At 70.9% G+C, this 24467-nt stretch carries 21 protein-coding genes; 9 read left to right on the top strand and 12 right to left on the bottom strand.

Annotated features, from left to right (window positions below; translation table 11 throughout):
• The first annotated feature begins 16 nt into the window (after positions 1–16).
• Positions 17–1903 carry a glycosyltransferase family 2 protein gene (locus AB0L65_RS11895; protein WP_364243591.1) on the top strand — a complete coding sequence of 629 codons (1887 nt, stop codon included), beginning with the start codon at positions 17–19 and terminating at the stop codon, positions 1901–1903.
• Here AB0L65_RS11895 and AB0L65_RS11890 read toward each other — a convergent pair.
• Together AB0L65_RS11890 and pseB are read right to left on the bottom strand one after the other, a co-directional pair.
• On the bottom strand, positions 1900–3024 hold the full coding sequence (locus AB0L65_RS11890; protein WP_364243588.1) for an aminotransferase class I/II-fold pyridoxal phosphate-dependent enzyme: 1125 nt from the start codon (positions 3022–3024) through the stop codon (positions 1900–1902). The two genes, AB0L65_RS11895 and AB0L65_RS11890, sit on opposite strands and share 4 nt — an antisense overlap.
• Positions 3024–4001 (bottom strand): UDP-N-acetylglucosamine 4,6-dehydratase (inverting), encoded by a 978-nt coding sequence (pseB, locus tag AB0L65_RS11885; RefSeq protein WP_355190366.1) that lies wholly within the window; start codon positions 3999–4001, stop codon positions 3024–3026. Before pseB ends, AB0L65_RS11890 begins: the two co-directional genes overlap by 1 nt.
• Before the next feature lie 104 nt (positions 4002–4105).
• Here pseB and AB0L65_RS11880 point away from each other — a divergent pair, with 104 nt between their 5' ends.
• Both AB0L65_RS11880 and AB0L65_RS11875 read left to right on the top strand, forming a co-directional pair.
• The gene (locus AB0L65_RS11880) at positions 4106–4834 is read left to right on the top strand and encodes a glycosyltransferase family protein (protein WP_364243584.1); all 729 of its coding nucleotides are present in this window, start codon (positions 4106–4108) and stop codon (positions 4832–4834) included.
• Entirely contained in the window at positions 4831–5796 is a 966-nt protein-coding gene (locus AB0L65_RS11875; protein WP_364243581.1) for a hypothetical protein, read from the top strand. The genes AB0L65_RS11880 and AB0L65_RS11875 overlap by 4 nt, the downstream gene beginning before the upstream one ends.
• Here the strand turns inward: AB0L65_RS11875 and pseI are convergent.
• Together pseI and pseH are read right to left on the bottom strand one after the other, a co-directional pair.
• Positions 5777–6820, bottom strand: a complete 1044-nt coding sequence (pseI, locus tag AB0L65_RS11870; protein ID WP_364243578.1) for a pseudaminic acid synthase — start codon at positions 6818–6820, stop codon at positions 5777–5779. The two genes, AB0L65_RS11875 and pseI, sit on opposite strands and share 20 nt — an antisense overlap.
• Positions 6817–7308 carry a UDP-4-amino-4,6-dideoxy-N-acetyl-beta-L-altrosamine N-acetyltransferase gene (pseH, locus tag AB0L65_RS11865; protein WP_364243575.1) on the bottom strand — a complete coding sequence of 164 codons (492 nt, stop codon included), beginning with the start codon at positions 7306–7308 and terminating at the stop codon, positions 6817–6819. The genes pseI and pseH overlap by 4 nt, the downstream gene beginning before the upstream one ends.
• Positions 7309–7455: 147 nt before the next feature.
• Between pseH and AB0L65_RS11860 the strand changes: the two genes are divergently transcribed.
• From AB0L65_RS11860 to AB0L65_RS11850, 3 genes are read left to right on the top strand one after another with little or no spacing between them, the layout of a single operon-like run.
• Entirely contained in the window at positions 7456–8904 is a 1449-nt protein-coding gene (locus AB0L65_RS11860; RefSeq protein ID WP_364243572.1) for a glycosyltransferase family 2 protein, read from the top strand.
• A 48-nt stretch (positions 8905–8952) separates the two neighbouring features.
• Positions 8953–9780 (top strand): CDP-alcohol phosphatidyltransferase family protein, encoded by an 828-nt coding sequence (locus tag AB0L65_RS11855; RefSeq protein ID WP_364243570.1) that lies wholly within the window; start codon positions 8953–8955, stop codon positions 9778–9780.
• Between the two features lie 20 nt (positions 9781–9800).
• Positions 9801–10838, top strand: coding sequence for a sulfotransferase (locus AB0L65_RS11850; RefSeq protein WP_364243568.1), 1038 nt, complete (start codon positions 9801–9803; stop codon positions 10836–10838).
• A gap of 8 nt (positions 10839–10846) precedes the next feature.
• Here AB0L65_RS11850 and AB0L65_RS11845 read toward each other — a convergent pair whose 3' ends face one another.
• The 8 genes from AB0L65_RS11845 to AB0L65_RS11810 all read right to left on the bottom strand — a co-directional run bounded on the left by AB0L65_RS11845 (position 10847) and on the right by AB0L65_RS11810 (position 21127).
• The gene (locus AB0L65_RS11845) at positions 10847–11911 is read right to left on the bottom strand and encodes a glycosyltransferase (protein ID WP_364243565.1); all 1065 of its coding nucleotides are present in this window, start codon (positions 11909–11911) and stop codon (positions 10847–10849) included.
• On the bottom strand, positions 11908–14538 hold the full coding sequence (locus tag AB0L65_RS11840; protein ID WP_364243562.1) for a CDP-glycerol glycerophosphotransferase family protein: 2631 nt from the start codon (positions 14536–14538) through the stop codon (positions 11908–11910). The genes AB0L65_RS11845 and AB0L65_RS11840 overlap by 4 nt, the downstream gene beginning before the upstream one ends.
• A 109-nt stretch (positions 14539–14647) precedes the next feature.
• Entirely contained in the window at positions 14648–15343 is a 696-nt protein-coding gene (locus AB0L65_RS11835) for an SRPBCC family protein (protein WP_364243559.1), read from the bottom strand.
• A gap of 81 nt (positions 15344–15424) precedes the next feature.
• Positions 15425–16279 (bottom strand): xanthine dehydrogenase family protein subunit M, encoded by an 855-nt coding sequence (locus AB0L65_RS11830; protein ID WP_364243557.1) that lies wholly within the window; start codon positions 16277–16279, stop codon positions 15425–15427.
• Complete coding sequence (locus tag AB0L65_RS11825) at positions 16276–18636, bottom strand: xanthine dehydrogenase family protein molybdopterin-binding subunit (protein WP_364243554.1); 2361 nt, start codon at positions 18634–18636, stop codon at positions 16276–16278. Before AB0L65_RS11825 ends, AB0L65_RS11830 begins: the two co-directional genes overlap by 4 nt.
• Positions 18633–19115: a (2Fe-2S)-binding protein gene (locus AB0L65_RS11820; protein WP_350731167.1), complete on the bottom strand. Its 483-nt coding sequence runs from the start codon at positions 19113–19115 to the stop codon at positions 18633–18635. The genes AB0L65_RS11825 and AB0L65_RS11820 overlap by 4 nt, the downstream gene beginning before the upstream one ends.
• 71 nt (positions 19116–19186) lie before the next feature.
• Entirely contained in the window at positions 19187–19375 is a 189-nt protein-coding gene (locus AB0L65_RS11815; protein WP_364243552.1) for a hypothetical protein, read from the bottom strand.
• 120 nt (positions 19376–19495) lie between these two features.
• The gene (locus AB0L65_RS11810) at positions 19496–21127 is read right to left on the bottom strand and encodes a PspC domain-containing protein (protein ID WP_364243549.1); all 1632 of its coding nucleotides are present in this window, start codon (positions 21125–21127) and stop codon (positions 19496–19498) included.
• 113 nt (positions 21128–21240) lie between these two features.
• On the opposite strand from AB0L65_RS11810, the gene AB0L65_RS11805 reads away from it, so the two are divergent.
• The 3 genes from AB0L65_RS11805 (at position 21241) to AB0L65_RS11795 (ending at position 24460) form a co-directional block, all read left to right on the top strand.
• Positions 21241–22449 carry a PspC domain-containing protein gene (locus tag AB0L65_RS11805; RefSeq protein ID WP_364243546.1) on the top strand — a complete coding sequence of 403 codons (1209 nt, stop codon included), beginning with the start codon at positions 21241–21243 and terminating at the stop codon, positions 22447–22449.
• The gene (locus AB0L65_RS11800; RefSeq protein WP_185070757.1) at positions 22446–23078 is read left to right on the top strand and encodes a response regulator transcription factor; all 633 of its coding nucleotides are present in this window, start codon (positions 22446–22448) and stop codon (positions 23076–23078) included. The genes AB0L65_RS11805 and AB0L65_RS11800 overlap by 4 nt, the downstream gene beginning before the upstream one ends.
• A gap of 407 nt (positions 23079–23485) precedes the next feature.
• Positions 23486–24460, top strand: coding sequence for a L,D-transpeptidase (locus AB0L65_RS11795; RefSeq protein WP_364243543.1), 975 nt, complete (start codon positions 23486–23488; stop codon positions 24458–24460).
• Positions 24461–24467 lie beyond the last annotated feature (7 nt).

Raw genomic sequence — 24467 nt, 5'->3', positions numbered from 1 at the left:
AGGAAGAGGAATAGGTGTGCCGGTTCTTTCGGTGATCGTTCCGTTCTACAACGTCGAGAAGTACATCGGACCCTGCCTGGATTCCATCGCCGCGCAGACGCTGGGCGATCTGGAGGTGATCTGCGTCGACGACGGCAGCGTCGACGGCGGCCCGGCGGTCGTCGAGGCCAGGCAGGCGGCCGACCGCCGGATAAGTCTCATCAGGCAGGACAACATGGGCGTGGGCCGCGCCCGCAACGTGGGCGTACGCCGGGCGACCGGCCGCTACCTGGCCTTCGTGGACGGTGACGACACCGTGCCGCGCGACGCGTTCAAGCGCCTGGTGACCTCGCTCGAGTCCACCGGCTCCGACCTGGCCTGCGGCAACGTCATGCGGCTCTACCGCAACCTGCTCATCCCGTCGTGGGCCCACCGGGAGGCGTTCGCCAAGCCGGTGAAGAGCACCCACATCACCCGCCACCCGCTGCTGATCCGCGACCGCATGTTGTGGAACAAGGTCTACCGCCGCTCCTTCTGGGAGCGCCTGGGCCTGAGCTTCCCCGAGCGCATGTACGAGGACCAGCCCGTCGCGATGGCGGCCCACGTGGGAGCGAGGTCGGTGGACGTGCTGGCCTCGGTCGTCTACCACTGGCGGCAGCGCGACGAGCCCGGCAGCTCGATCACCCAGCGCTGCCTGGAGCCCGACAACCTGCGCGACCGCCTCCTGTCGGTGCTGGAGACCGCCTCCCTGCTGGGCCGTGGGGCGCCGGCGCTCAAGGCGGACTTCGACCGCGACACGCTGGACATCGACATGGCCGTCGCCGTGGAGGCCATGGCCGCCATGGGCACGACGGCGGACCCGGCCCTGCTCGACATGATCGTCCGCTACCTCGACGGCGTGTCGCGCGAGGCCTGGCACAGCATCCCGTTCGCGCAGCGCCTCCAGGTCCACCTGCTGCACCGGCGCCGCCTGGGCGAGCTGGCGTACGTGTTCACCCAGGACCGCTGCGGGCAGCTGCAGCCGCGCGTCGGCGCGGCCGGGCTGCTGCGCAGGCGCTGGTACGCCAGGCACCCGTCGATGCCGCCGCACCTGTCGGAGGTCTCCGGCGAGCTGGCCCTGGTCCCCCGGCTGGTCGACCTCGACTGGCGCGACAGCGTGCTCTGCGGCGTGGGCCGGGTGGCGGTGGGCCGGTTCGACGTGGGGGAGCTGCGCCGCATGCGGGTGCGGGTCTGGCTGGAGGAGCGCAGGACCGGCGCGACCATCCCACTGTCCGACGAGGAGAGCGCGCCCACCTGGGAGAACGTGGTGCAGGAGGACGGCGGCGCGCTGCCGGAGCACGCGTTCCCGTTCCGCTTCGCGTTCGACCCGGCCGTGCTGACATCCGCGCAGCTCGCCAGGCGCGGCCGCTGGGACCTGCGCGTGCAGCTCAGAGGGCATGGGCTGCGGCTGGACGGCCGGGTGGCCGGGCCGCGCTGGCTGCCGCCCCTGATTCCCGCGCCGAGGCGCAGGTCGGGTGTGTGGGTGGTGCCGATCCGCAGCGCCAAGGGCGCCTGGGGCCTGCGCCTGCGCAAGGCGCGGGCGGTCATCGGGGAGTGCCGGGTGGACGGCGGCGACCTGGTGTTCTCGGGGGAGATCACCGACATCGGCGACGGCGAGCCGGTGCTGCGGCTGCGGCGCAGGAGCGACGGCGAGGAGATGTACTTCCCGGTGACGCTGGCGGGGCGCGACTTCCACGCGCGGGTGCCGCTGGCCGACATCGACGAGAGCGTCGGCCACGAGTCGTGGTGGGAGGTCGTCATCGACCAGGGCACACCCATCCGCCCGCTGGTGCGGACCGGGCAGCGGCCGATCGCGACCGTCGCGGCCAGGCGCTTCCTCGTCGACCGGGGCGAGGACGGCTGCCTGCTGCTGGCGGAGCGCTAGCGCAGGATCGCCGCCAGGGTCTCCACGACCCGGTCCTGCTGGGCGTCGGTCAGGTCGGGGAACAGCGGCAGCGACAGCTCCTCGGCGTAGTACGCCTCCGCCCGCGGGCAGAGCCCGCGCCGGTAGCCGAGGTCCTCGAACACCGGGTGCCAGTAGACCGGCACGTAGTTGACCTGCACGCCGATGCCGGCGGCGCGCATGCGGTCGTAGACCTCCCGCCGCCGGCCGTCGCGGACCCTGACCGGATAGAGGTGCCAGCTCGGCCGCACGTACGCGCGCTGCGCGGGCAGCGTCAGCCCCGGCACGTCGCGCAGCAGCGTGTCGTAGCGCGCGACGAGCTCGCGACGCCGCTCGCGGAAGCGCTCCAGCCGCCGGAGCTGGCTGACACCCAGCGCGCACAGCACGTCGGGCAGCCGGTAGTTCAGCCCGAACTCGTGCACCTCCTGGTGCCACCCGCCCACGTCCGGCTCACGCTGGTCGGCGGGCTCCCTGACCAGGCCGTGGTTCCTGAAGCGGGCGGCCCGCCGGAACCGCTCGGGGTCGGCCGCCGCCACCGCCCCGCCCTCCGCCGTGGTCACGGTCTTGGTCGGGAAGAACGAGAAGGTCGTCAGGTCGGCCAGCGCCCCCACGGGCCGGTCCTTGTACGCGGCCCCGATCGAGTGCGCCGAGTCGGCCATCAGCACCGCCCCGGCCGGGTCGGCGACCGCGCGCAGCTCGTCGTAGTCGGCGGGATGGCCCGCGTAGTCCACCGCCGTGACGACCCGCGTCCTGGAGGTGACCAGGGCGGCGACGGCGTCGGGGTCGAGGTTGCCCGTGTCGGGCTGCACGTCGGCGAAGACCACCCGCGCGCCCAGCAGCGCGGCTGCGGCGGCCGTGGCCACGAACGTCAGCGGCGAGGTGATCACCTCGTCGCCCGCCCGCACCTCGGCCGCCACGTAGGCGACGTGCAGCGCGGCCGTCCCCGACGTGACCGAGACGCACGGCACGCCGCCGGTCCAGCGGGCCAGCTCCGCCTCGAACCTGCCGACCGCGGGCCCGGTGGTCAGCCAGTCGCCGCGCAGCACCTCGGCGACCGCCTCGATGTCGGACTCGACGATCGACTGCCGTCCGTAGGGGAGCATCAACGGGCCACCATGGCGCGCAGGTCGTCCACCGAGAGCCATTCGTCGTTGGTGTCGGAGCGGTAGGAGAAGCCCTCGGGCAGCGGCTCGCCGGTCTGCGGCGGCGTGTAGCCCCAGGTCGCGATCGTGGGCTGGACGATGTAGCGGTCGGCCAGGCGCAGCGTCCTGCGGCCGTCGTCCGGCCCGATCATCTCCTCGTGCAGCTTCTCGCCCGGCCTGATGCCGATCTCGTAGATCGGGCTGTTGGGCGCCAGCGCCTCGGCCAGGTCGGTGATGCGCATGCTCGGCAGGCGCGGCACGTAGAGCTCGCCGCCCCGCATCAGGTCGAACGAGTCCACCACGAACCGGACCGCCCGGTCGAGCGTGATCCAGAACCTGGTCATGCGCTTGTCGGTGATCGGCAGGCTGGCGCCCTGCTCGGCCAGGCGCAGGAAGAGCGGCACCACCGAGCCCCGGCTGCCGACGACGTTGCCGTAGCGGACGACGGAGAAGCGGGTCTCGTGGGCGGCGGCGTAGTGGTTGGCGGAGACGAAGAGCTTGTCGGCGACCAGCTTGGTGGCCCCGTACAGGTTGATCGGGCTGGAGGCCTTGTCGGTGGAGAGCGCGACCACCTTGCGCACGCCGCTGTCGATCGCGGCCTCCACCACGTTCTGTGACCCTGCGACGTTGGTGCGGACGTACTCGAACGGGTTGTACTCGGCCGTGTCCACCTGCTTCAGCGCGGCCGCGTGGACCACGTAGTCCACGCCGTGCATGGCGCGGGCCAGCCGGTCGCGATCCCTGACGTCGCCGATGAACCAGCGCAGGCGTTCGTCGTCGCCGAAGAGCTGCCTGGTCTCGTACTGCTTGAGCTCGTCGCGGGAGAAGACCACCAGGCGCCGCACCCCCAGCGAGTCGAGTGCGTTGCGGATGAACGCCTTGCCGAAGGACCCCGTTCCTCCGGTGATCAGAATCGACGATCCACTGAGAATGCTCACGTGGCCCCCTGGGTTCGCGCTTACGCGCAGTAGTCGTTCGAGCAGGGCGGTAGCATAGCGCGATCGATAAGCGACACACGGTCACACGGGGGATTGGGGCATCGGTGCGCATTGTCGGGATTGTTCAGGCGCGGATGGGCTCGACACGCCTGCCGGGCAAGGTGCTGCACGAGCTGGGCGGCCGGTCGGTGCTGGAATGGGTGGTTCGCGCCGCCCGCGAGGCGGGCACGCTCGACGAGCTCGTGGTGGCCACCACGACGGAGCAGGTTGACGACGCGGTCGTGGCCGAGTGCCGCCGCCTCGGCGTGTCGTGGCACCGGGGCCCGGTGGACGACGTGCTGACGAGGTTCATGGAGGCGCTGGCGGGGCGGCGGTGGGACGCGATGATGCGGTTCACGGCGGACTGCCCGCTGCTGGACCCGGCCGTGATCAGGGAGGCGGCGCTGGTGTTCCGCGCCGTGCGCGGGCTCGACTACCTGAGCACCGCTCTGACACGGACGCTGCCGCGCGGGCTCGACGTGGAGATCGTGGGCAGGGGCGCGCTGGAGCGGGCCGACGCCGAGGCCGCCGACTTCCACCGCACCCACGTGACCTCCTACGTCTACTCGCATCCGGACGACGCGCGGCTGCTCGGGCTCGCCTACCAGCCGGTCGCCGGCGACCTGCGGGTGACGCTCGACACCGAGGACGACTGGCGGCTCATCACCCGGGTGGTGGACGGCCTCGGCGACCGGTGCGTGCCGTTCGGGACGCTGGTGAGCTGGCTGCGGGAGCGCCCCGAGGTCTGCGGGCTCAACGCCCACGTCCAGCAGAAGGAGCTCCAGGACGCGTGACCCGGGTCGGCTTCCGGTGTGACGCCGGGGTGCGCAGCGGGGTCGGCCACCTGGTGCGGTGCGTGGCGCTGGCCGAGGAGCTGCGCGCGCGGGGCGTCGAGGTGACCTTCCTCGGCGAGGTGCGCGGGTCCGCCTGGGCGCGGGCCCAGCTGCGCGAGCGCGGGCTGCCGCTGGTGCCCGCCCCCGAGGAGCCGGCCCGGCTGGTGGCGCTGGCCCGGGAGCTCCGGCTGGACGCCGCGGTCCTCGACTCGTACGAGCTGCCGGAGGGGACGGGGGCGGCGCTGCGGGGAGCGGGCCTGACCGTGCTGGCGATCGTGGACGGCGACCCGCTGGGCCAGGAGGCCGATCTCTACCTGGACCAGAACCTCGGCGCGGAGCGCCGCCCCTTCCCCGTGCCCGCCCGGCGCCTGGCCGGGGCGCGTTACGTGCTCCTGCGTGACAGCGTGCGCGGGCTCGGGCGGGCACGGCCGGCGGGGCCGGTGCCGCGCGTGCTGTGCTTCTTCGGCGGCACCGACAGCGCCGGCGTGGCCCCCGCCTGGGCCGGGGCGCTCCTGGCGGCTGGGGTGCCGTTCGAGGCGACGGTCGTCAGCCCTGCGCCCTTCGAGGCGGGTGGTCCGATCGCCGTGATCCCGCCGACGGACCGGCTGCCCGAGCTCATGGCCGGGGCCGACCTCGTGGTCACCGCCGCCGGCTCGGCCGTCTGGGAGCTGCTCCACCTCGGTGTCCCCACCGCCCTGACCTGGGTGGCGGACAACCAGCTCATCGGCTACGAGGAGCTCGTCGGCCGGGGCGTCGCGGCCGGGCTCGGGCGCGCGGCCGACGCCGCGGCGGTCGGCGTGCTCGTCCGCCTGCTCGCCGACCCCGCCGCCCGCGAGGAGCACGGGCGGCGGGGCCGCGGCCTCGTGGACGGCAAGGGCAGGGAACGCGTCGCCGACGCGCTCCTTAGATCAGATCCCAGGTGAACGGCGTGCCGTAGGGCACGTCCTTGGTGAACTGCCGCCCCATGACCACCGTGGCCGTGTCCGGGGGCAGGCCGCCCGCCGGCCGGATCGACCGGACGTTCTCCGGGGTCACCACGTCGCCCTTGCGCACGTCCTGCACCACGTAGAGCGACCGGCGGAAGCGCAGCCCCTCGCGCTCCGACGGCCGCGGCCCGATGATCACCTCTCCCAGCGACAGCCACGCCCGCCGGCTCTCCACCACCAGCGCCGCCAGCTCGTCCGGCTCCAGCGAGAAGGCCGAGTCGACCCCGCCGTCGGCGCGCGACAGGGTGACGTGCTTCTCGATCATGCACGCCCCCAGCGCCACCGCGGCCAGCGGCACCCCGATCCCGGGAGTGTGGTCGGAGAGCCCGACCTCCACGCCGGTGAGCGCGCTCAGCGCCATCAGCGACCGCAGGTTGCTCTCGTCGGGGGAGGCGGGGTAGCTGGCCGTGCAGGACAGCAGGGCCAGCTGGCTGGTGCCTGCCTCCAGCGCGGCGACCAGCGCGGCGTGGATCTCGCCGAGCGACGCCATCCCGGTGGAGATGATCACCGGCTTCCCGGTGGCGGCCACGAGCCTGATCAGCGGCAGGTCCACGATCTCCGACGAGGCGATCTTGTACGCCGGCACCTCCAGCTTCTCCAGGAACTCGACCGCCGTGGGATCGAAGGGTGTGGAGAACGCGATGAGCCCGTGCTCGCGCGCCCGCTCGAAGATCGGCTGGTGCCACTCCCACGGCGTGTGGGCGCGCTGGAAGAGCCGGTAGAGGCTCTCGCCGCCCCACAGATCGTGCCCGTCGCCCACGCGGAACGAGGGCCCGTCGCAGTCGATGGTCAGCGTGTCGGGCCGGTAGGTCTGCAGCTTCACCGCGTGCGCCCCGGCCGCGGCGGCGGCGTCCACGATGGCCAGGGCCCGCTCCAGGCTCCCGTTGTGGTTGCCGGACAGCTCGGCGACGATGAACGGCGGGTCGTTCCGCGAGATCGGCCGCCCCTCGATGGAGATCATGACTGCTCCTTCACAAGCCGGATGGCAACGACGTCGCGGGACTCGCCGTCGACGTCCCGCAGATAGGCCCCGACCTCCAGGAAGCCGAACCGCCTGTGCAGCCGCCTGACCGCCTCGTTGCAGGCCAGCACCTCGCCGCGCAACGTCGTCAGGCCGAGCGTCCCGAAGGCGTGGTCGATCGCCGCCCGCTCCAGGCCGACCCAGGCCCGCAGCAGCTCCCCCGACTGCTCAAGCCCCTCCAGGTCCAGGTAGAAGCCCCAGGAGGCGCTCTCGGACGACAGCCCGAAGAAGGTCACCACGCCCGCGGGGTTTCCGTCGTGCTCGTAGATCAGCACGCGCTTGCGCGCGTCGTCCCGGGTGGCCTCCCACCACTGGGCGTGCTCGTCCTCTCCGATCTTGTGCGTGGCGAAGCTGGCCGCTCGGACACGTGGATGGTTGCGCCATCGCCGCATGGACGGCAGATCTTTGTCCTCGACGCTTCTCAGCACCTCTCCCCCTACTGTTGGTGTCCAATCAATTGCTCAACGTAGCCGATTATGCGTCCGGTAAAGAGCTGATCAGGGACACGGAATCCGCGGAGTGGTCAAGGCATGCTGCCCTCGAACCCACATCCCGAGAGCCAAGGAGCAAATCGGATGATCCCCCTGCTCAGCGTGGTCGTCCCGATCTACAACGTCGAGCCGTACATCACGGAATGCCTGAAGTCGCTGGCCACCCAGACCCTGGACGACATCGAGGTCATCCTGGTCAACGACGGCTCCGACGACGGCAGCCGGCGCGTCGCCGCCGACTTCGTCGCGCGGGACGGCCGCTTCGTCCTCATCGACCAGCGGGACAACCTGGGGCCGGGTCCCGCGCGCAACGTGGGGATCCGGCAGGCCCGCGGCACCTATCTCGCCTTCGCCGACAGCGACGACGTCGTGCCGCCGGAGGCGTACGAGCGGCTCGTCGGCACGCTCGCGGAGACCGGCTCCGACCTGGCGTGCGGCTCGGTGGCGCGGCTCGTGGACGGCGCGCTGGAGGAGTCGATCCTGCACGAGAAGGCGTTCAGGCGGCCGGAGCTGTGCACTCACATCACCGACAAGCAGGTGCTGGTCAGGGACCGTACGGTGTGGAACAAGGTCTACCGGCGCGACTTCTGGGAGCGCAACGCGCTGGCCTTCCCCGCCGGCATCTACGAGGACGTGCCCGTGGCCATGCAGGCGCACGTCCTGGCCGGCAGCGTCGACATGGTCGGCGACGTGGTCTACCACTGGCGCAAGCGGGACGCGGGGGAGACCTCGATCACGCAGCGCCGGGCCGAGCTGCCCAACCTGTGGGACCGGCTGGCCGCCATCCGCGCGGTCCGCTCCTTCCTCGACGAGCGGGCGCCCGAGCTGCTCGACGGCTTCGACGCGCTGGTGCTGGAGAAGGACATCGTGTTCCTGTTCCAGGCGCTGGAGGGGAGCGATGAGCCGGGGGCGCTGCTGGAGCTGGCCGACGCGTGGCTGGCCACGCTGAGCCCGAAGGCGCTGGCCACCGCGCCGTCGCTGCGCCGCCTGGAGCTGCACCTGGTCAGGCGCGGCCTGGTGGCCGAGCTGCGCAAGGTGCGCGAGTTCCGGCGCACCTGCGAGGACGGCACCCGCATCGTGCCGCGGGGGCTGCGCGTGACCAACTGGTACGGCGACTATCCCTTCTTCCGCAAGCGCCGCCGGCTCCGGATCCCCGACGAGGTGTTCGACGCCCGCGACGAGCTCAAAGTGGTCGCCAGGGTCGAGGAGTGCGCGTGGACCGGGTCCGAATACCGCCTGCGCGGGCAGGTGGCGATCCACCGGGTCGACCGCAAGGTCGGCAAGGTCAGCCTGTGGCTCAGCGACGGCCGTCGCCGGGTGCCGCTGGAGGTGCGGCGCGCCGGCCGCCACGGCGTCTCCGCCGCGTTCGACCCCAAGCGGCTCGAAGGCGGCGGGCCGACCTGGCGCCTCATGGTGCGCGCCGAGACCCGCGGCCTCGTGCTCAAGAGCTGGTTCAGGGACGGGGACGCGAACTCCGCGTGGCGGTTTTCCGTGCCGGGTTGGTCAAGAAGCGGCATGGACATCACCCAGTAGTTCCAGACAGTAATCGATCAGGCGCGTCGCGTGGTCATGCTGGAGTCCATGAGGACCTATTCGCTCGATGACGTCTTCGAGACACGCAAGCGGAGAGATTCCTGGTGGACCGTTTATTTCGTGGACCCGGTCGCCTGCCGGGTCGCCCTTCCCATCGCCAACCACACCCAGCTGACGCCCAACGGCCTCACCGTGCTTTCGCTGGTCCTCGGTGCGATGTCGGCCACCTGTTTCGCCCTGAACCACCACGTAGCGGGCGCCGTGGTTTTCTATCTCAGCTTCATGATCGACTGCGTGGACGGCAAAATCGCCCGGCTGAAGGGCACGGGCACGCCGTTCGGCCTCTGGCTCGACTACGTGGGGGACCGGGTCAGGGTGGTCCTGTGTGCCGGGGGGCTGGCATACGGGCAGTACGCCCTCACCTCGGATGTGCGCTACGTCGTGCTCGGGGCGGCGGTGGCCGTACTGGACCTCTTCCGGTACGTCAACGCGCCGCAGATGAAGCGCGTCCGCGATGCCATCAGGGAGGAGCGGGGGGAGCGCGAGCCGGAGCCCGAGTCCGAGGAGGACATCGACTCTCTCGAGCGGGTGGCGCTCGTCCCGAGGCCACGCCGGCCGCGCAGCTTCCCCAAGCGGTTCAACAGGTTCCTGGCCCGGCACCGGGTCCGCTCGCACCTGATCAGTGGCATCGAGTTTCACGCCGCGGTGTTCGTGGTCGCGCCCCTTGCGGGGGCATGGGCGCTGATCCCGCTCGCCGCGGTGGCCGGGGCGCTGCTGCTGGTCAACGAGGTCTTCCTTGTCTACCGGTTGTGGCGCTTCACGCGCAGGCACGGCGTGCCCTCCTCTCAGGAGAGCCGAGAGCACGTTCTCGTCTAGTTTTCGGGGGTTACTACGAAATGTCCGACCGGCCAGTCTTCGTCATTGGATGTCCGCGGTCCGGCACCACGATGCTCCAGCTCATGCTCCACTCGCACCCCCGCATGGCGGTGCCGCCGGAGACGCGATTCCTCATTCCCGCCTACTACCGCCGCCGGACGTGGGGCGACCTGCGGATCGTCTCCCGCCGCCGCGCGCTGGCGCAGTGGATCGCGACCGACCGCAGCACGAAGTTCCGCGAGCTCAAGATCGACAAGGACGACTTCGTCAGGCAGGCCGTGGAGGGGCCCGGCTCGCTGGGTTCGGTGATCGGGACGGCCTTCCGCATGTACGCCGACCGGTTCGACAAGGTCCGCTGGGGCGACAAGCGGCCCAGCTACGTCAAGCAGGTCGACCTGCTGCTCAGGCTCTTCCCCGACGCCCAGTTCATCCACCTCATCAGGGACGGCCGCGACTGCGTGGCCTCGCTGAAGGAGATGCCCTGGTACACGCTGGACTCCTTCCACGCGGTCGCCACCTGGGCCGAGGCCATCGACGCGGGCGGCCGGCTCAAGCGCACGCTGGGCGAGGACACGTACTACGAGCTGCGGTACGAGGACCTCACCGACGACCCGATGACCGAGCTGAAGAAGCTCTGCCACTTCCTCGACGAGGAGTTCTCGGCCTCGATGATCTCCCCGCGCGAGGCGGCCAGCGTGGCGGTGCCCCAGCACAAGGTCTGGCACAGCAACACGCACGGCGAGGTCATCCGCAGCCGCGTCGGGAGCTGGGCGAACCGGCTGGACGACTGGGAGATCGCGCTGTGCGAGCACATGCTCGGCGACCGCCTGGAGTCCATGGGGTACGAGCTGACCGGCGCGCCCAAGCCGGCCAAGGAGCACGTGACGGCCTGCCAGAAGACCATGCAGAAGCGCAAGGCCAGCCGCATGCGCAAGCAGATGCGCGACCGGTTCAACCGGCTGCGCGAGCCGAGCCCCGTGGGCGCGATGCTCACCGCGCGCCAGCGATCCCTGGCGGGCGTGCCGCAGCAGCGTGCAGAACTGGCCGAACCTGTCTGAAAGTGCCTCTAGCGCCGGATGTGGGCGAACAGCCGCTCCCAGCCGTCGAGCACGTGGTCGAGGCGGAACGCCTCGGCCCGTGCGCGGGCGTCGGCCCCCAGCCGCCGTCGCTCCTCCCAGGAGGCGACCAGCCCGCCCAGCGCGGTCGCGAACGCGTCCACGTCCCCCGGCGGCACCAGCAGGGACCCGGCGGAGCGCACGCCGCCCGACACGTCGAACGCCACCGACGGCACCCCGTGCGCGGCCGACTCCAGCAGCACGACGGGCAGCCCCTCGTGCCCGCTGGTCAGGCCCAAAACGGAGGCGTTCAGGTATTCGGCGGGCATCCGGTCGCTCGGCACCAGTCCCTTGAAGACCACGCGGTCGCCGACGCCCTCCCCGTGCGCGTGCTCGCGCAGCCGGTCCAGCTCGGTGCCGTCGCCGATCAGGTGCAGCTCCCACGAGGGCGGCGCGCCCGAGCGGGCGAACGCGCTGATCAGCCGGTCGAACCGCTTGACCCCGTCCAGCCGGCCCACGCCGAGGACGCGGGGCGCGTCGAGCGCGGAGAGCTCCTCCGGCCAGTGGGCCAGGGGGTTCGGCAGGGCCCAGGCGTTGGGCAGCAGCGCGTGCTCTGAGAACAGCCGGGCGTCGTCCTCGCTGAGGAAGACCGCCTGGTCGAGGCCGGGGTAGTGCCGTTTGATGGAGCCGAGGTGCCAGCAGCCGCGGGCGTGGTCGTACGAGCCGTGATACTGCCCGATCGGCCGGAACGCCGCGGGCAGCAGCCTCGACACCCGGGCCACCGCGGCCGGCGAGGTCATCACGGCGTAGCCGGGCCGGATCGCCCCGAGCAGCTCCTTCAGCCGCCGGCCGGCTCTCTTGCGGGCCAGGAGGCCCTGCGACTCCGCCGGCCGCCGGCTGATCACGTGGTGGTGGTAGAGCGGGCGGTCCACGTACCGGAAGGGCGTCGCCGCCCGGTGCAGCCCGATCACGTGCACCTCGTGACCGCGCCCGGCCAGCCCCTGGGCGAGGGTGTGCGTCACCCGCTGGACGCCGCCGAGCGTGTCGGCGTCCACGCAGGCGAAGACGACGCTCATCGCGCACCTTCGAAGAAGTCGTCCACGATCCTGGCGGCCGCGTCGCCCCGCTCGTCGGCGCACCACAGGTCGCGGAAGGCCGCGTACCGGCCGGCGTAGGCGTTGTGCAGGTCGGGCAGCCGCCTGAGCGCGTCCACCAGTTCGGCGGTGGTCGACACGCACGGGCCCGGCGCGATGGCGGGCAGGTCGTGGTAGACGCCGCGCTCGGCCAGCCGGTAGTCGTCCCAGTCGTCGATGTAGAACAGCATCGGCTTGCCGGTGAGCGCGTAGTCGCACATCACCGAGGAGTAGTCCGTCAGCAACGCGTCCGAGGCCAGCATCAGGTCGTTGATCTCGGGGTACGACCCGGCGGACCGGACGAAGTGCTTGAGGTGCTCGGGCGGGCTGTAGCGCTCGACCGGGTGCGTACGCAAAATCAGCACCCACTCGCGGGCCAGCTCGTCGGCCAGCAGCTCCAGATCCACCCGTACGGACTGGCCGCTGCCTTTGACGCGATCCCTGTACGTAGGCGCATAAAGCAGGATTTTTCGGCCGGGTGGGATCTCCAGCCGCTCCAGCACGTCATCGGCCGGCTCGGCCCGTACGAGCGCGTCACACCGCGGCGTCCCGTACCGGTAGACCTTCCCCGCATAGCCGTTGGACGGCAGGAACACCCGCGAGAACTCGGCGCTCGGCGAGACCAACGCGTCCCACCGCGCGACCGCGGCCCGCCACTGCGCCCGCGGCCCGTCGAAGTCGGTACGCAGGTCGGGCGCGTCGAACCCGATCGACTTGATCCCCTGCCCGTGCCAGGTCTGCAGGTAGCGGGTGCCGTGCGGCTTCGGGTAGTCCAGCGGGAACCCGTGGCTGTCCACCCAGATCCCGGCCCTGGCCATCGTCCAGACGTAGGCCCAGCTCCCGCGCCGGACGAGCCGCGCGTCGGGCGGGAAGTTCCGGCGCCCCTTGGCCACCGACCAGACCACGTCGATCGGCAGGTCGCGGCGGCGCAGCTCCTCGTAGATGGCCCTGGGGCTGCCGCTGTAGCCCTTGCCGACGTCGGACTCGAACAGGGCGAGGTTCTGCCGGGGCGGCACCACCTTGATGAGCAGCTTGTAGGCCCGCAGCTTGTTCGCCGGCGTGTTGAGCCGGCTCATCAGCGCCTGCTTGACCCGCCGCAGCGCCGAGCGGGTGACGGAGTCGGGGCGCACGCACAGGTACGCAGCGCACCCCTCGGCCTTCACCGTGCACCCCGGCAGCTCGACGGGCCGCAGGCGCGGGTCGGCGAGGATGCGGTCGGCCGTGGTGTGCCCGTCGGAGGTCCTGGTGAAGACGATGCGCGGCTCGCACCTGCCCGTGGGCCTGCAGACGACGTCGGTGACGTAGCCTCCACCGCCGGACGGCTGCGGCTTTATCGGGATTTTTAGGGATCCGAGCTCCAGGACCGCCGTCCAGTCCAGCGGCAACGCCCCGAACGGGTCGTACGTGCGCACGGTCATCCGCACCCGCTCGCCGTCCGAGATCATCTCCGTCAGCTCGTGCCGCAGCCTGGACTCGGAGAAGGGCAGCTCGGCCAGCCGCAGCCTCGTGATGTCCATGCCGGGGGAGACCGTCGTCCCCCAGTACGTGCGTCCGTTCAGCCGCACCGCCGACCGCGGGGCGGCCCTCGGCCCGGTGAGCGAGGCCGCCGCCACCCGCAGGTCCTCGGTTCGGTCGTCGAGGATGAGCTGGCAGCAGACCCGGTCCAGCGGCTCCAGCTCCTCCAGCACCCAGCGGGGCATCTCCTCCATGTACGGCCGGACCAGCGCGGCGAACTCCTTGACCCACACCGGCTCCCGCGCCGGCAGCGGGTTGAGGTAGACCCGCAGGTCCTGGCGCACGAACCGGCGCTGCCGCTGGGGCACCAGGTCCCCGGCCCCGTGGGCGCGCAGGACGTCGTCGCTCAGCCGGGCCGCGATGACCCGCTGCCGCACGTTCTCCAGGTCGTCGACGCTCAGCGAGATCGAGTCGTTCGTCGCCGCCCGGTGCCAGAGGTAGACCGTCCACGGCACGATCGCGAACCTGCGCGAGACCGCGTACAGCCCGGTCGAGAAGACGTGGTCCTCGTAATGGATGTCCTCGGGGAAGCGCAGCGCGCGGTCCCGCAGCCAGCCCACGTTGTAGAGCTTGTTCGTGCTGAAGCAGTCGAGGAACAGGTCGGGCTCCTGGCGGATCCCCTCCACCACCCTCCGCCTGGCGAACAGCCCGGGATAGTAGGGTCTCAGCCGCCCGTTCGACTCGAACAGCCGCGAGATCTGCCCCGACACGAAGTCGGCCCCGGTCCGCTCGATCTCGGTGAGCAGGCTCTTGCAGGCGTGCTTGGGCAGCTCGTCGTCGCTGTCGAGGAACATCACGTACGGCGCGGCCGCGGCGTCGAGCCCGTCGTTCCTGGGCGCGCCGCAGCCTCCGCTGTTGACCTGCCTGCGCAGGTAGAGCACCCGCGGATCGCTGTCCATGAGCCGGGCGGCCACCTCCGGCGTGCCGTCCGTGCTCGCGTCGTCCACGATGATCACTTCGAGGTCGCGCAGGGACTGCCCGAGCACGGATCGCACGGCCCTGGGCAGGCGGGCCGCGTCGTTGTAGGAGATCACGACCACGGTGCAGTCCGGCATCCCACGTCCCCCCGCTGGTTCGACCACCTGCGGAAATGGGACTTCCCTCAGCTCGGGTGAAGTGTCCGGACTTGATGGAGTATTTGCTGAAAATCAGCCCTTTAGGCGATCAGCGCCGCAGCCGGCGGATCACCCACACGATGACCAGCAGCGCCACGAGCGCGCCCGCGACGGGCGCCAGGCGCTTCAGCAGCGGCTGCCCGGCGATCTCCAGCAGGTCCAGCGCCTCCTCGTCGGCCGTGCGCGACGTGCGGGTCGTGCCCGCGGGCCGCGACTCCGGCTCGGGCGGCGTCGGCACCGCGGTCAGGTGCCGCTCCTCCTCCGGGCCCGGCGCGGCGGCGACCAGCTCCACCGTGGGCTCGGACAACAGCTCGGCCAGGTTGGCCGCGAACTTCTCGATGAGCTTGCCGCCGACCTCGGCCATCACGCCGCGCCCGAACTGGGCGGGCCGGCCGGTCACGTTGAACGACGTCTCCACGGTCACCCGCGTGGCCTCGTCAACCGGCGCCAGCCGCGCCTTGACCGTGGCCGAGGCCGTGCCGGAGCCCCGGGCCTCCTTGCCGGACGCCCGGATGGTGAGCGTGTAGGAGTCCTTGTCGACGTCCTCGAACCTGGCCGAGCCCTTGTAGGTCACCACGATCGGGCCGACCTTGACCTTCATCCTGCCGGTGAACTCGTCACCCTCGAAGATGTCCAGCGTCGCCCCCGGCAGGCACGGCGCGACCCGCTCGACGTCGAGCAGCACCGCCCACGCCTGCTCGATCGGAACTGGAACAGTGAATTCGTGCTCGAACCGCATCGCCATCGATCCGCTCCTTTTCCCGCTGGTTGCGACACTACGTCGGGGTGGGGCGCCCCGGAAGAGGCGCCCCTCGGACCTCGGTGGTCAGGGCGATCCGGCCGCCGTGCGTACCGCGCGGTGGGTCAGGACCCTGGCCAGATGCCGCCGGTAGTCCGGCTGCGCGTGCAGGTCGGACGGCGGCGAGGTGCCGGCCGCCGCCTCCGCGCACGCCTGGCGCACCTGGTCACCCAGCTCCACCCCCTCCAGGGCGGACTCGGCGGCGTGGGCGCGCAGCGGCGTCGAACCCATGTTCGTCAGCCCGATCCTGGCCTCGGCGATCGACCCGTTGGAGCGCCTGACGGCGGCGGCCACGCCGACGATCGCCCACGCCTGGGCGGTCCGGTGGAACTTCTCATAGTGGAAGCCCCAGCCGGCGCCCAGTTTCGGGAGCTTCACCCCGACCAGGACCTCGCCGGGACCCAGCGCCGACTCCCAGTAGTCGACGAAGAACTCGGCGGCCGGGATCTCCCGCTCACCCTCCTGCGACCAGGCCACGAACGAGCCGTCCAGCGCCAGCACCACGGCGGGCAGGTCGCCCGCCGGGTCCGCGTGGGCCAGCGAGCCGCCGAACGTGCCGCGGTGCCTGATCGCCGGATCCGCCACCTGGGCGGTGGCCAGCGCGACCAGCGGGCAGTCGGCCCGGACGACGCCGGAGTGCAGGATCTCGTCGTGCGTGGTCATCGCGCCGATGAAGACGTGGTCGCCGCGGTCGTGCACGCCCTTCAGCTCGGGCAGCCGGCCGACGTCGACCAGCTTCGACGGGTACGCCATCCGCAGCCGCATCAGCGGCAGCAGCGACTGCCCGCCCGCCAGGACCTTGGCGTCCTCGTCGGAGGCGAGCTCCTGGCAGGCCTCCGCCAGCGAACCCGGCCGCACGTAGTCGAACTGCGCGGGGATCATCGCCGAACTCCTTCCATGGCACGCCATACGCGTTCGGGCGTGCACGGCATCTGCACGTCGTGGATGCCGCTCGGGCGCAGGGCGTCCACGATGGCGTTCACGACGGCCGGGGTCGAGGCGATCGTGCCCGCCTCGCCCACGCCCTTGACGCCCAGCGGGTTGCTGGTCGCCGGGGACTCGGTCCGGTCGAGCTGGAACGCCGGCAGGTCCGCCGCCGACGGCAGCAGGTAGTCGGCCATCGTCGTGGTCAGCAGGTTGCCCTCGGCGTCGTAGACGGCCTCCTCGAACAGCGCCTGCGCGATGCCCTGCGCGATGCCGCCGTGCACCTGGCCCTCGACGATCAGCGGGTTGACGACCTTGCCGACGTCGTCGACCGCCACGTACGAGCGGATCTTCACCATGCCCGTCTCGGTGTCCACCTCCACCGCGCACAGGTGGGTGCCGTGCGGGAAGGAGTAGTTCTCCGGGTCGAACGTGGCGTCGGAGTCGAGCCGCGCCTCCACGCCCTCCGGCAGGTCGTGCGCCGTGAACGCGGCGTAGGCCAGCTCCTGGATCGTCTTCTGCGCGTCCGTGCCCCGCACCTTGAAGGCCCCGCCCGCGTACTCCAGATCCTCGGGCGAGCACTCGAGCACGTGCGCGGCGAGCTTGCGGGCCTTGTCCTTGACCTTCTCGCACGCCTTCAGCACCGCGATGCCGCCGACGACGAGCGAGCGCGAGCCGTAGGTGTCCATGCCCTTGTGCGCGATGGCCGTGTCGCCGTGCAGCACCGTGACGTCGTCGAACGGCACGCCGAGCGCGTCCGCCGCGATCTGGCTCCACGACGTCACGTGGCCCTGCCCGTGCGGCGAGGTGCCGGTGATGACCTCGACCTTGCCCGTGGGCAGCATCCGCACCGAGCCGTGCTCCCAGCCGCCGGCGCCGTAGTTCGCCTCGCCGAGCATCCTGGACGGGGCCAGGCCGCACATCTCCGTGTACGTGCTGACGCCGATGCCGAGCTGCACCGGGTCGCCCCGGTCACGCCGGTCGGCCTGCTCCGCGCGCAGCTTGTCGTAGCCGAACAGGGCCAGCGCCTTGTCCGTGGCCGCCTCGTAGTTGCCCGAGTCGTACGTCAGGCCGGAAATGGTGGTGTACGGGAACTCGTCGTGCTTGATCCAGTTGCGCCTGCGCACCTCCACCGGGTCGATCTTCAGCTCGGCGGCCAGCTCGTCCATCATCCGCTCGATGCCGAACGTGGCCTCGGGCCGCCCCGCGCCCCGGTAGGCGTCCGTGGGCATCTTGGTGGTGAACACGCCCGTGCAGCCGAACTCGTACGCGTCCATCTTGTAGATCGCGTTGAACATCGACGCGCCGAGCAGCGGGATGCCCGGCGTGACCAGCATCAGGTAGGCGCCCATGTCGGCCAGCAGGTCGACCTGCAGCCCGCGGATGCGCCCGTCGGCCTCGGCGGCCAGCCGGATGTGCTGGATCTGGTCGCGGCCGTGATGCACGGTCAGGTTGCCCTCGGAGCGGGACTCGGTCCACTTGACCGGCCTGCCGAGCTTGCGGGCCAGCAGCAGGCAGAGCACCTCCTCCGCGGTGACCTGCAGCTTCGAGCCGAACCCGCCGCCCACGTCGGGGGCGATCACGCGGATCTTGTGCTCGGGGATGCCGGTCACGACGGCCAGCATGACCCGCAGGACGTGGGGGATCTGCGTGGACGACCAGATCGTGAACGCGTCGCCGTCGGTGTCGGCCATGACCGCCCGCGGCTCCATCGCGCTCGGGATAAGCCGCTGCTGGATGTACGTCCGGTCGATGACGACGGGGGCGTCCCTGAACGCGGCCTCGAGGTCGCCGGAGTTGATCTTGACGCTGAACGCCTTGTTGCCGGCCTCGTGCACCTTCGGGCTGCCGTCCGTCAGCGCGTCGTTCATGTCGAGGACCGCGGGCAACGGCTCGTACTCGACGTCGATGGCCTCGAGCGCGTCGGCGGCGCGGTAGCGGTCGGTCGCGATCACGCAGGCCACGGCCTCGCCGACGTACCTGACCTCGGACACCGCCATCGGCGGGTGGTCGGGGATGACGACGTCCTCGCTCACCGGCCAGGCGCACGGCAGGCTGCCCTGCTCGGCGGCGAAGTCCTGGCCGCTGAAGGCCGCCACGACCCCGGGCAGCTCACGCGCCCCCGACACGTCCACCCTGGTGATCCGGGCGTGCGCCATCGGGCTGCGCAGGAACATCACCTGCAGCATGCCCGGCCGGACGAGGTTGTCCGTCCACTGCGTGCGCCCCGTCAGGAGCCTGGCGTCCTCTTTGCGCTTCCTCGGCCTGCCGATTTCCTGGCCGATTTCCTGGCCGGCCTCCTGCTGGACGGTCATGGCGTGGTCACCGCCCGCCCCATCTCCTGCGCGCCCCGGCGGACGGCCTTGACGATGTTGCAGTAGCCGGTGCAGCGGCAGAGATTGCCTTCCAGGCCCTCCCTGATCGTCTCCTCCGACGGCTCGGGATCCTCCCTGAGCAGGTCTATCGCGGCCATGACCATGCCGGGCGTGCAGTAACCGCACTGCAGCGCGTGTTCTTCGTGGAAGGCCCGCTGCATCGGGTGCATCGACCCGTTGACGCCCAGGCCCTCGATCGTCAGGACCTCGCAGCCGTCGGCCTGCACGGCGAGCACGGAACAGCTCTTCACGCTCTTGCCGTCGAGCATGACCGTGCAGGCGCCGCAGTTGCTGGTGTCACACCCGATGGGGGTGCCGGTCTTGCCGAGCCGCTCTCGTAGCAGATGTACGAGCAGGAGCCGCGGCTCCACGTCCTCCTCGTACTTGATCCCGTCGACGGTGACGGTGATTCGGGGCATACGTCCTCCCTCAGGAGCAGGGGATTGGCGGACACACCCGAAACTACGCCGGTGTTTTTACCGGTCAAGAGTTACTTACCGCGAACCACCCTCGCGATGATCGCCACCAGCCCGGCGAACGCCAATCCCAGCACCAATACCCCGATCAGGACCAGCGGATCCGTGATCGCGCGTGTCACTATGAGAATGCCCAGAACCACGAAGAGCACACCGCTGAGCAGCGCCATCCAATCCGTGCGGTGCAGGCGTCGCCTGTTCACGGCCTCACTCCGTTCGGCGGCTCGGTCGCTGGAGTCCGCCGCCTTCCCTCGTCGCTCTGGTCGCTACGCTCCCGACGCTCCTCAGTCCAGGCGGCGGCGCTCCCTCGCGGCCGTTCGACGTCACGCGGCACGCCGCACCTCCATGTCCCCGAGCCCGCCCCGCAGGTTGAGGACGATGGTCGGGACCTTGCCGTCCGGCTTGACCTCGGGCTCGAGCACCTTGTCGTACCGCACGTCCACGCCGCCCCGGACCGAATGGTCGACCTTGATGTCGCCGACCTTGTTGGTGGCGTGCACCTCGATCCTGGCTGTCGGCGGCACGATCACCATCAGCTCGCCCATCGTCACCGCGGCGTTGAACGTCACCTCGGTGCCCGGCTCCAGCTTCAGCTCCGACAGGTCCAGCCGCCCGTCGCCGACGCCGACGTCGTACAGCATGCTCGACTGGGTCACGCTGGTCGGCACCCAGTCCGACTCGCCGATGTTCCGCGGGATGCCTCCGAGCACGAAGCCCAGGGCCACGATGACCGTCACGAGCGTCCCCGCGGCCACCAGCCCGGCCCCGCGTCCCCACCAGGCGGCGATGAGCAGCCCGGCGCCGATCGTGATGAGCACGGCGCCGCCGACGATGGTCGGGCTCACTCCGGCGGCCGACCTGGCTTGGACCGCCACGACGATCCCTCCAATGATGATTGCCAGCAGGATGGTGATGGCGCCGATGAACGATCTCGGGCGCGGCTTCCGCTCCCTCTTGGGGATCGGGCGGCCGTACAGGGCGGGGTCGTACGGCGAGTAGCCTGCTGCCCGCTTGGCCGGGTCGAGCGGCTGGTAGGGGCCCTTCGGCGCGAACGGCTCGCCGTAGGGGGTGTAGTCGAGGCGGGTTCTGGGCTGCGACTGGTACGAGGGGACCCGGTGCTCGGCGGTGACCCTGGCATCCTCACCGGCGGGCGCGCGCTCACCGGCGGGCGCGTCCTCACCGGGGGGCGCGGGCGGGGCGGGCGGCGCGGCCTCGTGCACCCGGGTCGGCGGCTCCGGCTCCCGTTCCGTCTCCCGAACTGCTTCCTGCGCCGGCTCCGGGACGACCGCCTCCTGCACCGGCTCGGGGACAGCGGGCTCCTTGACCGGCTCCTGGGCGGCAGGCTCCTTGACCGGCGGTGGCCCCGCCGCGGGCGTGGGCGGGGGCGGGGGTGTGGGCTGTCTCACCGGCGACGGCTCCGGGGAGGACCATACCGGCGACGGCTCCGCGGGCGGCGTGGGCCTGACCGGAGGGGCTTCGGGAGCGGCGGTCGTGTGCCGCTGCCTCGTGCTCAGCCGTTCGGGCATCGAGCGGGCCAGCCCCAGCAGGTCCACCCCGCTGGAGTGGGCGGCGAGCAGCGAGACGGCGAGCAGGACGGCCACCACCAGGGTGCCGACGTCGAGCCACACCGTCGCCAGGTTGAGCGCCAGCCCGAACGCCAGCACCGCCGTCATCAACGCCATCACGGTTTCGGCGTCGAAGTCGCGGCGCGTCCACTGCTCGATGATCCCCGGCTTGCCGTTCGGCTCCTTCATCAGCAGGAACGCCGCGAGATAGAGGAACAGGCCGATGCCGGAACCCAGCAGAAGCACGGCGAAAGCCACGCGGAACACCACGGGGTCGATGCCGGTGTGCCGCCCAAGGCCGGAACAGACCCCCATGAGGAAGCGCCCCTCGTTGCTGCGTCGCAGCGACCGGGGCGGGGCGGCCGGTTCTTTGGGCGGAGCTTCTGTCATGTCACCATCGTGGACCTACGTGTGGTGTGCTCGCATCCGGGACACCCCTGACCCGACCCGGGGGTTGTTCCCTGATGCCCGAAGTGCCCCCGACATGTGACTATAGCGATGTTATGGCTGACCAGAAGACTCTCGCCGAGCCGACCGGCGACGCGCCTTATCGGCGCTTGATGCGCCCCATGGAGGGCCGCCTGCTGGGCGGTGTCGCCCAGGGCCTCGCGACGCAGCTCTCGCTCGATCCCGTGGTGATCAGGCTGATGTTCGTGCTGCTCAGCGTGGTCGACGGGGTCGGCATGGTGGCGTACGCCGTGTTGTGGATGGTCACGCCGCGGCAACCGTACGAGGGGCAGCCGCCGCAGCGGGACTGGAGCCAGCTGGCCGCGTTCAGCGCGATCGGGGTGGCGCTGTTCGCGGCCAGCTGGCTCACGGGGGCGTCCCAGGGCGGGATCGGCATGCTTCCGTTCGCCGTGGGCGGGATCGGGGCGCTGATCCTCTGGCAGCAGGCCGACCCGGAGCGCCGTAAGAGCTGGGTGCAGGGCGCCACCACGAGCATCAGGAAGAACCGGGTTCGCACGCTGCTCGGCGTGGTGCTCGTGGTGATCGGCGCGGCGGGCTTCCTGTACGCGGAGGGCGAGTTGAACCAGGCCAAACCCGGCCTGCTGTTCACCGTCGTGGTGGTCGGCGGCCTGGCCGTCATCGCCGCACCCTGGCTCGCCGGCCTGTGGAAAGAGCTGCAGCTGGAGCGGCGCGAGCGCATCAGGCAGGAGGAACGCGCCGAGGTGGCCGCCATGGTGCACGACTCGGTGCTGCACACGCTCACGCTCATCCAGCGCGTCGCCCACGATCCGCGCGAGGTGACCCGGCTGGCCCGCTCCCAGGAGCGCGACCTGCGCAACTGGCTCTACCAGCCCGCCCAGGACGCCGACGCCACCGTGGCGGCCGCCGTACGCCGGATCGCGGCGGAGGAGGAGGACGCCCACGGGGTGCCCATCGAGGTCGTCTGCGTGGGGGACATCGCCCTCGACCCGGCGGGTAGGTTGGCCGCCCAGCTCAAGGCGGCCCGGCAGGCGATGGTCAACGCGGCCAAATACTCTGAGAGTCCAGCTATTTCCGTCTATGCCGAAGTAGAGGGTGAAGAGGTCACGATTTTCGTGAAGGATCGTGGCAAGGGGTTCGACCTCGACGCGGTGCCACTCGACAGGATGGGCATTCGGGAGTCCATCATCGGGAGAATGGAACGCCACGGAGGCACGGCCCGGGTACGCACCTCCGTCGGTGAGGGCACGGAAGTGATGTTGACCATGAAGGTGGAGAAGGCATGACGCGCGTGTTGATCGTCGACGATCACCGGCTCTTCCGCTCCGGCGTACGCGCCGAGCTGGGCGACTCGATCGAGGTGGTGGGTGAGGCCGAGGACGTGGAGACGGCCGTCAAGGCGATCGCCGAGCACCAGCCCGACGTGGTCCTGCTGGACGTGCACATGCCGGGCGGTGGAGGCCAGGAGGTGCTGCGCCGGGTCCTGGGCGCCGGCTCCCAGGTGCGTTTCCTCGCCCTGTCGGTCTCGGACGCCGCCGAGGACGTCATCGGCGTGATCCGGGGCGGGGCGCGGGGCTACGTGACCAAGAACATCAGCGGCAAGGAGCTGACGGACGCCATCCGCCGGGTGGCGGAGGGGGACGCGGTCTTCTCGCCACGGCTGGCCGGGTTCGTCCTGGACGCCTTCGCCTCGTCGGAGGCGCCGTCCATCGATCCCGAACTGGACTCCCTGACGCAGCGCGAGCGCGAGGTGCTGCGCTTGATCGCGCGGGGGTACGCGTACAAGGAGATCGCCAAGGAGCTCTTCATCTCCGTCAAGACCGTGGAAACCCACGTCTCGTCGGTCCTGCGCAAGCTCCAACTCTCCAACCGCCACGAACTCTCCCGCTGGGCCACCGCCCGCCGCCTCGTCTAACCCCCACCCCTCCGCACCCCACCCCACCCAACCCCCAACTTCCTCCACCCCTCACCGGGGCCACCCTTCACCTCCTCCACCCCCTCACGTCCTCCACACCCCTCACCGCGCACCGCTTCACCGCGCACCGCGACCCGCCTCACCGTGGCCCTCCTCATATGGTCACCTCCTCACCGCGGCCAGCTTCACCGCGGCCAGCCCTCACCCGGCCGGTCCCTCCCGGTGCTCCAACGCCCCCGTAATCCCGGCACCCGGCACCGCGTCGGGCGCGGGTTCCCCGTGGGGAGGGGGTTCATCCGTGCAGGTTTGGAACGTTACGGGATAGTTATCGTTGGTACGCCCACAAAACTCCCGCCTCAGTTGTCACACATAAAGGAGAAAAAGCACATATCCCAGGAGTAGCCCCCTTGAATCGCGTCCCCCGGATGCTGCCGGTCCTGGTCGCATTGGCCGCCATGACGGCCTGTGCGGCGGAGAACGCCCACGTTCCGCAAACGCAGCAAGCCTCGGTGGTCCGGGCCGCCGGCGCGGCGAGCGTCACGGCCCCGGACAAGCCGGACAAGCCCGCAAAAAAGGTCAAGCTCGATATAGCCGACATCACCCCGATGGGGGAGGAGTCGGAGAAGGTAGGCGTCGGCTTCCCGATCATCGTCACGTTCGACCGCGACGTGAAGGACCGGGCGGCCGTGGAGGCGCTGCTGGAGGTGGAGGCGGAGAAGCCGGTCGACGGCGCTTGGCGCTGGGTGTCGGCGCGCAAGGTCATCTACCGGACGAAGACGTACTGGAAGCCTCACCAGAAGGTCCTCTTCACCGCCCGCCTGTCGCAGCTCCCCGGCAACACCGGCGCCAAGGACGTCTCCCGCCGCTTCGCCGTCGGCACGTCGCAGATCTCCGTGGTCAACACCCGTAACCACCAGATGAAGGTCTACCGCGACGGCAAGCTGACCAAGAAGATCCCGATCAGCGCAGGCAGGGGCGGGCTGATCAAGAACGGCGTGGACGTCTACCTCACCACCAGCGGTGTTCACCTCACCATGGGCAAGAAGGCCGTGGAGACCATGACCTCCTCCTGGATGGGCGTGACGGATCCCAAGGATCCGCGCTACTACAAGGAGGAGATCCCGTGGGCGGTCCGCATCTCCGACAGCGGTGAGTACGTCCACCAGAGCGCCGGCTACTACCAGTTCCTCGGCCGCTCCAACCAGAGCCACGGCTGCGTGCGGGCCACCCCCGCCGGAGCCAAGTGGTTCTACGGCATCGCCCAGCGCGGCGACGTCGTCAAGATCACCGGTACGAAGCGCAAGCTGCAGTGGAACAACGGCTGGAGCTACTGGCAGCTGAACTGGACCCAGTGGAAGAAGGGCAGCGCCCTGAAGGGCTGACCCCGTA

The organism is Nonomuraea sp. NPDC052116 (genome assembly GCF_040680035.1).
GTDB classification, from domain to species: domain Bacteria; phylum Actinomycetota; class Actinomycetes; order Streptosporangiales; family Streptosporangiaceae; genus Nonomuraea; species Nonomuraea angiospora_A.
Note: the sequence above shows the minus strand (reverse complement) of the source record. Positions and strands in the feature narration are given on the sequence as shown.